Source organism: Neisseria sp. P0022.S010 (genome assembly GCF_051956635.1).
Map to the genome: position 1 here is coordinate 1 of NZ_JBQCXF010000109.1, position 8,507 is coordinate 8,507.

At 48.5% G+C, this 8,507-nt stretch carries 11 protein-coding genes; 4 read left to right on the plus strand and 7 right to left on the minus strand.

Annotation, left to right across the window (positions count from 1 at the left end; all coding sequences use genetic code 11):
• Positions 1 to 226 precede the first annotated feature (226 nt).
• The 3 genes from ACTHUT_RS10530 to ACTHUT_RS10540 all read left to right on the plus strand — a co-directional run bounded on the left by ACTHUT_RS10530 (position 227) and on the right by ACTHUT_RS10540 (position 2,171).
• Positions 227 to 589, plus strand: a complete 363-nt coding sequence (locus tag ACTHUT_RS10530) for a thioredoxin family protein (protein WP_440386309.1) — start codon at positions 227 to 229, stop codon at positions 587 to 589.
• A gap of 96 nt (positions 590 to 685) precedes the next feature.
• Positions 686 to 1,861, plus strand: coding sequence for a radical SAM family heme chaperone HemW (gene hemW / locus ACTHUT_RS10535; protein ID WP_440386308.1), 1,176 nt, complete (start codon positions 686 to 688; stop codon positions 1,859 to 1,861).
• Between the two features lie 34 nt (positions 1,862 to 1,895).
• The gene (locus ACTHUT_RS10540) at positions 1,896 to 2,171 is read left to right on the plus strand and encodes an opacity family porin (protein WP_440386307.1); all 276 of its coding nucleotides are present in this window, start codon (positions 1,896 to 1,898) and stop codon (positions 2,169 to 2,171) included.
• 112 nt (positions 2,172 to 2,283) lie between these two features.
• On the opposite strand, the gene ACTHUT_RS10545 is transcribed toward ACTHUT_RS10540, so the two are convergent.
• From ACTHUT_RS10545 to ruvB, 7 genes are all read right to left on the minus strand, one after another.
• Entirely contained in the window at positions 2,284 to 2,667 is a 384-nt protein-coding gene (locus ACTHUT_RS10545; protein WP_440386306.1) for a VanZ family protein, read from the minus strand.
• The gene (locus ACTHUT_RS10550) at positions 2,664 to 2,873 is read right to left on the minus strand and encodes a dioxygenase (RefSeq protein ID WP_440386305.1); all 210 of its coding nucleotides are present in this window, start codon (positions 2,871 to 2,873) and stop codon (positions 2,664 to 2,666) included. Before ACTHUT_RS10550 ends, ACTHUT_RS10545 begins: the two co-directional genes overlap by 4 nt.
• Positions 2,874 to 2,975: 102 nt before the next feature.
• Complete coding sequence (pth, locus tag ACTHUT_RS10555) at positions 2,976 to 3,554, minus strand: aminoacyl-tRNA hydrolase (protein WP_150537434.1); 579 nt, start codon at positions 3,552 to 3,554, stop codon at positions 2,976 to 2,978.
• Positions 3,555 to 3,607: 53 nt separating this feature from the next.
• On the minus strand, positions 3,608 to 3,880 hold the full coding sequence (locus ACTHUT_RS10560; protein WP_070712674.1) for an RnfH family protein: 273 nt from the start codon (positions 3,878 to 3,880) through the stop codon (positions 3,608 to 3,610).
• A complete protein-coding gene (locus tag ACTHUT_RS10565; RefSeq protein ID WP_003747011.1) occupies positions 3,873 to 4,304 on the minus strand; it encodes a type II toxin-antitoxin system RatA family toxin in 432 nt (143 codons plus the stop codon). Before ACTHUT_RS10565 ends, ACTHUT_RS10560 begins: the two co-directional genes overlap by 8 nt.
• A gap of 89 nt (positions 4,305 to 4,393) precedes the next feature.
• Positions 4,394 to 6,301, minus strand: coding sequence for an ATP-binding cassette domain-containing protein (locus ACTHUT_RS10570; protein WP_440418781.1), 1,908 nt, complete (start codon positions 6,299 to 6,301; stop codon positions 4,394 to 4,396).
• A gap of 122 nt (positions 6,302 to 6,423) precedes the next feature.
• Entirely contained in the window at positions 6,424 to 7,455 is a 1,032-nt protein-coding gene (ruvB, locus tag ACTHUT_RS10575) for a Holliday junction branch migration DNA helicase RuvB (RefSeq protein ID WP_440386304.1), read from the minus strand.
• A gap of 216 nt (positions 7,456 to 7,671) precedes the next feature.
• Here ruvB and cmk point away from each other — a divergent pair, with 216 nt between their 5' ends.
• Positions 7,672 to 8,331 (plus strand): (d)CMP kinase, encoded by a 660-nt coding sequence (cmk, locus tag ACTHUT_RS10580; RefSeq protein WP_440386303.1) that lies wholly within the window; start codon positions 7,672 to 7,674, stop codon positions 8,329 to 8,331.
• Positions 8,332 to 8,507 lie beyond the last annotated feature (176 nt).

Genomic DNA, 8,507 nt, shown 5'->3' on the forward strand with positions numbered 1-8,507 from the left:
ATCTTTTTGTACAGTCTATTGCTATCGACACACATACATCCGTTTGGGCGGACCTCGGCGCACAAAACCAAGCCGGTATACTTGCCAACATCGCGCAGCTTTTTATCGGCATTTTCCTGCTATTCGGCGCACCCAAACTCTCGTCTTGGATACGCAAAAGACTTTAACCACATAAAAATAACAGGCCGTCTGAAGCCTTCAGACAGCCTACCTCACATTCATTCCCATGCCCAAACCCTCTCCTGAAGAATTGGCAGCCTTTGCAAAACATGTCGCTGCCTTCATCCCAACCACAACTGACGAACTTCTGCAACTCATTGACGGTCAAGAAACTGCTATCATATTTTTAGGCAAACCAAGCTGTTCATACTGTCGCCGTTTTGTTGCAAAACTGCTTACCGTTTCCTTAAACAAGCAGCTTACCATCCGCTTTACAGACAGCAGCAACAAAGCAGCTTTAAAAACTTTTCGTGAACAATACGGCATCAAAACTGTTCCCGCATTACTCAAAATCTCACAAGGCAAAATAAAATCCGTCTGCAATTCCAAATTATCAGAAGAAGAAATTGAAGCTTTTTTGAGCGCTTAGACTTCGCAAATTTCCTACTGATTACTTTCCCAGCTGACATTTCAGTTAAAATAGCGGCCTAAAAATTTCAGACGGCCTCGAGCCTCAACACATATCATGACCCAAATCACCTTCCAACGCCCCGGCCAGCTAACTGCCCTACCTCCTTTATCACTCTATATCCATATTCCTTGGTGCATCAAAAAATGCCCGTATTGCGACTTCAATTCCCACAGTCTCAAAAACGGCCTACCGGAAGAAGCCTATATCGATGCCCTATTAACCGACTTGCAGCTTGAATTGCCCAATATTTGGGGCAGACCGGTGGAAACCATATTTTTCGGCGGCGGTACACCCAGCCTGTTTCAAGCGGAATCGATTGACCGCTTGTTAAGCGGCGTGCGCTCGCTGTTGCGCTTGCAACCCGAAGCGGAAATTACTTTGGAAGCGAACCCGGGCACATTTGAAATTGAGAAATTTCAAGGATTTAAAGATGCAGGCATTACGCGTCTGTCTATCGGCGTGCAAAGTTTTAATGACGATATGCTTGCTCGATTGGGACGCGTTCACAACAGCAAAGAAGCCCTGACAGCCATTGACACTGCCTTGAAATTATTTGAAAAAGTTAATATCGATTTGATGTATGCCCTACCAAACCAAACGGTTCAGACGGCCTTAAACGATGTGCAAACCGCTATCGCAACAGGCGTATCGCATATCAGCGCATATCATCTGACCATGGAGCCGAACACGCCTTTTGGTCATACGCCGCCCAAAGGATTGCCACAAGATGAAGCAGCATTGGATATTGAAGATGCCGTACACGGCGCATTGGAAAGCGCAGGCTTTATCCACTATGAAACATCGGCTTTTGCAAAACCTGCCATGCAGTGCCGCCATAATTTGAACTATTGGCAGTTCGGCGATTACTTAGGGATAGGCGCGGGTGCGCACGGCAAAATCTCCTATCCCGACCATATCGAACGCACCGTCCGCCGTCGTCATCCCAACGACTATCTTGCCGCCATGCAGAGCAATCCGCATGAAGCAGTCGAACGCAAAACTGTTGCTGCCGAAGACCTTCCATTCGAATTCATGATGAACGCCCTGCGCCTGACTGACGGTGTACCTGCTGCAACGTTGCAGGAACGTACCGGCGTACCCACTGCAAAAATTATGGCTCAAATCGAAACCGCCAGACAAAAAGGCCTGCTTGAATCAGACCCAACCGTGTTCCGCCCGACCGAGCAAGGCCGTTTGTTCTTAAACGATTTGTTACAATGCTTTTTATAAATGCAGTTTTACAACAGCTAAAACATTTTTAGATTTGCTTAATTTTCCACAAGAAAATACAATCAGAATAATTGTTGGGGTAGGTGCTCGTGTGGCTGTTAATCATGCTTCAACAAAAGTTGAGACAGCTAATTCATATCATGAACGTAAAGAAACTAAAACCGGCGTGGGTGTAATGGCTGGTGTAAGCTACGAAGTAACTCCTAACGTTGCTTTGGACGCTGGCTATCGCTATAACCATTGGGGCAAGATCAATAACGTTAAGCTCCATACTCACGAAGTATCTGCCGGTGTACGCGTAAAATTCTAATATTTGAATACTTGACATGAAGCAATCATTGCTTCAAATATCAAGTAACAAAAGGCCGTCTGAAACCTGTTGCTCAGGATTTCAGACGGCCTTTTAACTTCTTTAAATATATCTAACTTTTTGCTGCTTTTACTTTTGCTGCTTTTACTTTTGCTGCAAACCACAGTGCCGCAGCCGTACCTGCCATATCGGCAATGCCGTCCGCGATTGAACCTTGGCGCGTAGCAGTCAGAAATGCCTGAGCCAGCTCGCTTCCTATGGCAAACAATAAAGCGGCAAACAGAATGCCTTTATAGGGAATAGTCCTATTGTCTTGAATAAATATTTTTGCACACAACCATGCCTGGCCGAAAAACAGTCCGAAATGGCCGACTTTATCAAAATGGGGGAATGGTGGAGCGCTATTGCCGCCCTCTTTGAAAAGTAAGGCATAAATGGCGGCGGCAAACCAGATCAAGGCAGCGGCAGTAAATTTGTTTAATGGCAAGGCTTTCATTTTTTGGCCTCTTCATCCAGCCATGTTTGACAGATGTCTGCCAAGCGGACAAATTTTCCACCCCGTGCCTTCAAAATATCACGCCATTGTGCTACTTCTTCAGCATCCGGGGCATCTTCAATACTGCATTCGTAAAGGCAGAAGTCTAATGTTTCGCCAACAATGCCTGGGGCTTCGGTCTGCATCAGGCTGGTCAGTTCGTTCATATTTACTGTTTCTTTAATTGGTTTATCGCTAGCCAGACTGCGCCGTCTGTTTTCAGGCCGTCTGAACTAATGTGCAAGGCTGCCCGTTTGATTTGGGCACGCTTACTTACTGTGTAAAAAACGCGTTGCCTCTTCCCATTCGCCATTCAACACGGCCGGCAATCCTTGCAGGGATTTGGCGATGGAATCATCAATTTGCTGTCTGTGTTCCGCCGACGGTTTATTCAACACATAACCGACAACCAGATTACGGTCGCCAGGATGATCAATACCTAAGCGCAAACGGTAGAAATTAGGCGTACCCAAACGAGCCTGAATGTCTTTGAGACCGTTGTGTCCGCCGTTGCCGCCACCAAGTTTGAATTTGATACGGCCGCATGGGATATCCAGCTCGTCATGAACCACCAAGATTTCCTCCGGCTTGATTTTGTAAAACTGAGCCAAAGCGGCAACTGCCTGACCGGAGCGGTTCATAAAAGTCATGGGTTTGAGCAGCCAAACATCGCCATCAGGCGTAGCAGCGCGCGCTACTTCGCCGTAAAATTTCTTTTCGTCTTTAAAATTGACTTTCCATTTCCACGCCAGTTCGTCCAACAGCCAAAAGCCGACATTGTGGCGCGTTTGTTCGTATTCTTGGCCTGGATTGCCCAAACCGACGATTAATTTAATTTTCAAGCTCATTACTGTTCTTTCAGTTTGACAGGCCGTCTGAAAAGTTTCAGACGGCCTTGGATTTATTCTTGCCCGGCGCGTTTACGTCGCGCTTCTTTCGGATCGATCAACAATGGACGATAAACCTCAATCCGATCGCCATCGCGCAACACCGTCTCGTCTTTCACGGCCTTGCCGAAAATACCCAAAGGCGCTTGTTGCAAATCCAACTCTGGAAACTCTACCTCCAAACCGCTTTTCAATGCGGCTTCGCGTACGGTTGTCCCTTCGGCAACGGTCATACCCTTCAACACTTGCCTATCAGCCAGTCCGTAAACAATTTCAATCTCAAGCATAGCGGCGGTCAGCCTCTTTAATAAAAGCATCCACCAGCGTGCCGGCGAGGTGGCCGAATACGGGGGAAATCATGGCAGAGAGTACGGCATTGGAGAAATCGTATTCTAATCTGAATTCGACTTTACACATATCATCGCCCAAGTCGATAAATTTCCAAGTGCCGCGCAGGGTTTTAAACGGCCCTTCGAGCAAATCCATGCGGATTTCCTGCCCCGGGATATTGTGGTTGTGCGTTGCAAACGACTGCTTGACACGCATATAGTCCATAAACAGGCGCGCTTTGAGCTCGTTGCCTTTGCGTTCGATGACTTCGGTCTTGCTGTACCACGGCAAAAATTTTGGATAGTCCTCGACCTTGTCCACCAGCTCAAACATTTCCTCAGCGCTATGCAGTACCAATACGTTTTTCTCGACTTTTTTCATGTGGTTGTAGACCTTGTTTTTGAATATTCGGGGTTCAGACGGCATGATTTAGAAAAATATCCGCCCTACTTTGGGACAAAATTCCCAATTTAAACCGCTTCTCCATTTTGTTTCGCTTCCAGCCATTCCCAGCGTTCCAGCTTTTCCAAAAGCGACATCTCGATTTCTTCAGCCCTGCTTTGCAATGCACCTGCTTTTTCGTAATCTTTAAAAATTTCAGGATCGGAAAGCTGGGTATTGATTTCAGCCTGCTCGGTTTCCAAAGCGGCGATTTCGTCAGGCAGGGCGTCGAGTTCGCGCTGTTCTTTGTAGGAAAGTTTGACCGTGCGGTTGGCTTTGGGTTTGACTTTCTCAGGCTCGGCAACCGCTTTAGGCGCAGAGGCCGTCTGAATTTTCTCTTCTCGCGATTTTGCGTCGATATAATCCTGATAGCCGCCGATGTATTCTTTCAGACGGCCTTGTCCTTCGAAAACAATGCTTTGGGTAATCACATTATCCAAGAACATACGGTCATGCGAAACAAGGAATACCGTGCCTTGGTAATCGCGCAGCAAGTCTTCAAGCAGCTCTTGGGTATCGATGTCCAAGTCGTTGGTCGGTTCGTCTAAGACCAAAATATTGGCGGGACGGGTAAAGAGTTTTGCCAGCAGAAGGCGGTTGCGTTCGCCGCCGGAGAGCGATGAAACAGGACTTTGTGCACGGGCTGGATGGAACAGAAAATCTTCCAGATAGCTCATCACATGTTTTTTCTTGCCGCCGACTTCGACGTAATCGTTGCCTTGGCCGAGCGTGTAAAACACGGTGTCGTTTTCATTCAACGCGCTGCGGAACTGGTCGAAATAAGCAACTTCCTGCTTGCTGCCAATACGGATTCTGCCGTAGGTCGGCTGCAATTCGCCCAAAATCAGCTTAAGGAAGGTGGTTTTGCCGATACCGTTTGGGCCGATTAAGCCGATTTTGTCGCCGCGCTGCAAGATGGCGGAAAATTTGTCCATGATGACCTTGTCGCCGTAGGCAAACGAGGCATGTTCCAGTTCGGCGATGATTTTGCCGCTTTTCTCGCCGCTGTCGAGCTTGAAGTTGACTTGTCCCTGCACGTTGCGGCGTTCGGCGCGCTGGCGGCGCAGTTCTTCCAAACGGCGCACGCGGCCTTCGTTGCGGGTACGGCGCGCTTCAATGCCTTTGCGTATCCACGCTTCTTCCTGCGCATGGAATTTGTCGAAGAGGCGGTTATGTTCCGCCTCAACCGCCAATTCCTGCGCTTTTTTTTCGCTGTATTTGGAGAACGAGCCGGGATAGGAACGTAAAATGCCGCGATCGAGTTCGACGATGCGCGTGGCGATGTTGTCCAGAAAACGGCGGTCGTGGGTAATCACGACTAGGCTGCCTTCAAACGCCTTGAGCAGGTTTTCCAGCCAGATAATCGCGTCGATGTCCAAATGGTTGGTCGGTTCGTCCAGCAGCAATACGTCGGGCTTCTGCACCCAAGCCTGCGCCAAGGCAACACGCTTTTTCTGTCCGCCGGAGAGGTTGCCGATTTTTTCGTTTTCCGGCAAACCGAGTTCGCCCAAAGTCTGCTTGACTGCCGCATCCAGTTTCCAGCCGTCCTTCGCTTCGATTTCGAGTTGCAATTCGTTGAGTTCTTTCAACAAAGCCTCACTCGAACCATTTTCCAACTCATGGCTAACGTGATGATAACGGCGCAATAAATCGCGGATTTCGCCCAAACCTTCGGCAACGATATCAAATACGGTTGCGTCCTTATCAAAAAAGGACTCCTGCGGCACATAAACGATTTTGAGGTTGTTTTGAACAATAATCTGCCCGTCGTCAAGTTTCTGCACGCCGGAGAGGATTTTCAGAAACGAAGACTTACCCGCACCATTGCGGCCGATTAAACCGATTTTCTCGCCGCTGTCGAGTTGAAAAGAAGTTTTGTCGAGCAAGGCGACATGGCCGACGGCAAAAGAAGCATTTTCTACGGATAAGATATTCATGGGGAAACTTCAAAAAAGAAAAGGGGGACATTTTAACCGATTATCGGCAGATATTTACCGACAATCATATGAAATTGAAAGTATCAGACCGTCTGAAAGCGGTTTTCAGACGGCCTTCATTATTATTCTTGAACCTTCAAACCGAAATGCAGATAGGCTCGTTCGGTTGCTACGCGTCCGCGCGGTGTACGCTGCAAAAAGCCCTGCTGAATCAGATAAGGTTCAATCACATCTTCGATGGTATCGGTCGATTCGCCAATCGCAGCAGCCACGTTTTCCAAACCGACAGGGCCGCCGCTGAATTTGTGCAGAATCGCCTCAAGGAATTTCCTGTCCATCACATCCAAACCCTGACCGTCCACATCCAGCATACTCAAGGCCGCATCGGCAATTCCCGCATCAATGACGCCATTGTTTTTCACATCGGCATAATCGCGTACACGTCGCAAAAGGCGGTTGGCAATACGCGGCGTACCGCGGCTGCGCTTGGCCACTTCCATCGCACCCTCTTCGCCCATGTCCAACTGCAACAATTGGGCGGAGCGAGCAACAATAGTTGCCAAGTCTTTGTTTTGATAAAACTCCAATCGGGACACAATACCGAAACGGTCGCGCAACGGATTGGTCAACATACCGGCACGGGTCGTCGCGCCCACCAATGTAAACGGCGGCAAATCGATTTTGACCGAACGCGCGGCCGGCCCTTCGCCTATCATGATGTCCAACTGATAATCCTCAAGCGCAGGATAAAGGATTTCTTCAACCACAGGGCTTAAACGGTGGATTTCATCGATAAACAGCACATCATGCGGCTCGAGATTGGTCAATAAGGCTGCAAGGTCGCCGGCGCGCTCTAAAACAGGGCCGCTGGTTTGGCGCAAATTAACGCCTAATTCTTTGGCGATAATATGCGCCAAAGTAGTTTTGCCCAAACCCGGTGGGCCAAATAGCAAAGTATGGTCAAGTGCTTCGCCACGTTTTTTCGCCGCCTGAATAAAAATAGCCAGCTGCTCTTTGGCCTTATCCTGCCCGATATAGTCATCCAAAGTTTTCGGACGTAAAGCGCGTTCAAGCAATTCTTCCTGAGCTGAAATATTTTGAGCAGTGATAATGCGCTGAGGTTGTGCAGAAGTAAGATTATCGGTTTGTAACATAATGTTTCTAAATTCTAAGATTATTCCCGACCCGTTGTTTCAGACGGCCCGAACAATCAGACAAAGCGGTTAAATTATGATTTTGGCCATTATACCCGATAAGGCCGAGCCACTTTTCCTTCAAATTTAAATCACACAAAAATTTTCGTTTTCAGGCGGCCAAAGCAACGTATAATAAACGGTTAATTCAAATACCTATCGCATTCAGGAGAACACATGAGCCTCAAGCAAAAAGTCATCGCCATCGACGGCCCCAGCGCATCCGGTAAAGGGACGGTTGCCTCACGCGTAGCCGAAGCCTTGGGTTTTGTTTACCTCGACTCCGGTGCGCTTTACCGCCTGACGGCGCTTTACGCACAAAAACAAAATGTTGCCTGGACAGATGAAGACGCCGTCAGCACACTGGCAGAAACTTTGCCCGCACAATTTGAAGGCAGCGTCGTGTTATTAAACGGCGAAGATGTATCCGAACAAATCCGTACCGAAGCCATCGGCATGGGGGCATCTGCCGTCGCGCAGTTGCCTAAAGTGCGCACAGCCCTTTTGCAGCGCCAACGCGACTTTCTAAACGAAAAAGGTTTGGTCGCCGACGGCCGCGATATCGGCTCGGTTATTTTCCCTAATGCCGCATTAAAAATTTTCCTGACCGCAAGTGCCAATGTCCGCGCCCAACGTCGTGCCAAGCAGCTCGGCCTCCCACGCGAAGGCGTGGCATTCGAGCGCATTTTGTCGGACATTGAAGCGCGCGACGAAGCAGACCGCCGCCGCCCTGTTGCCCCATTGAAACAGCTGCCCGACGCCCTGCTTTTAGATACCGACAACCTTTCTATCGAAGAAGCTGTAAAAAAAGTGCTTGATTGGTATCATAAAGTTTAAAATTTGGAGTATAATCGCGAAGTTTTCATTTCAGACGGCCTGTTAACCGTATAACAAGGCCGTCTGAAAACATTTCCCAACCTGCCGCGCCAAGGACGGCAGGTCATTTCAAACCTAACCCGCACCCCTTGGCGGTGTACCGAAAAGAGTATATATGACTATGGAAAATTTTGCCC

Bases quoted from the DNA above. Each gene is read 5' to 3' on its own strand.
- ACTHUT_RS10530 (WP_440386309.1), top strand. From the start codon at position 227: ATGCCCAAACCCTCTCCTGAAGAATTGGCAGCCTTTGCAAAACATGTC.
- hemW (WP_440386308.1), top strand. From the start codon at position 686: ATGACCCAAATCACCTTCCAACGCCCCGGCCAGCTAACTGCCCTACCT.
- ACTHUT_RS10545 (WP_440386306.1), bottom strand. From the start codon at position 2,667: ATGAAAGCCTTGCCATTAAACAAATTTACTGCCGCTGCCTTGATCTGG.
- ACTHUT_RS10550 (WP_440386305.1), bottom strand. From the start codon at position 2,873: ATGAACGAACTGACCAGCCTGATGCAGACCGAAGCCCCAGGCATTGTT.
- pth (WP_150537434.1), bottom strand. From the start codon at position 3,554: ATGAGCTTGAAAATTAAATTAATCGTCGGTTTGGGCAATCCAGGCCAA.
- ACTHUT_RS10560 (WP_070712674.1), bottom strand. From the start codon at position 3,880: ATGCTTGAGATTGAAATTGTTTACGGACTGGCTGATAGGCAAGTGTTG.
- ACTHUT_RS10565 (WP_003747011.1), bottom strand. From the start codon at position 4,304: ATGAAAAAAGTCGAGAAAAACGTATTGGTACTGCATAGCGCTGAGGAA.
- ACTHUT_RS10570 (WP_440418781.1), bottom strand. From the start codon at position 6,301: ATGAATATCTTATCCGTAGAAAATGCTTCTTTTGCCGTCGGCCATGTC.
- ruvB (WP_440386304.1), bottom strand. From the start codon at position 7,455: ATGTTACAAACCGATAATCTTACTTCTGCACAACCTCAGCGCATTATC.
- cmk (WP_440386303.1), top strand. From the start codon at position 7,672: ATGAGCCTCAAGCAAAAAGTCATCGCCATCGACGGCCCCAGCGCATCC.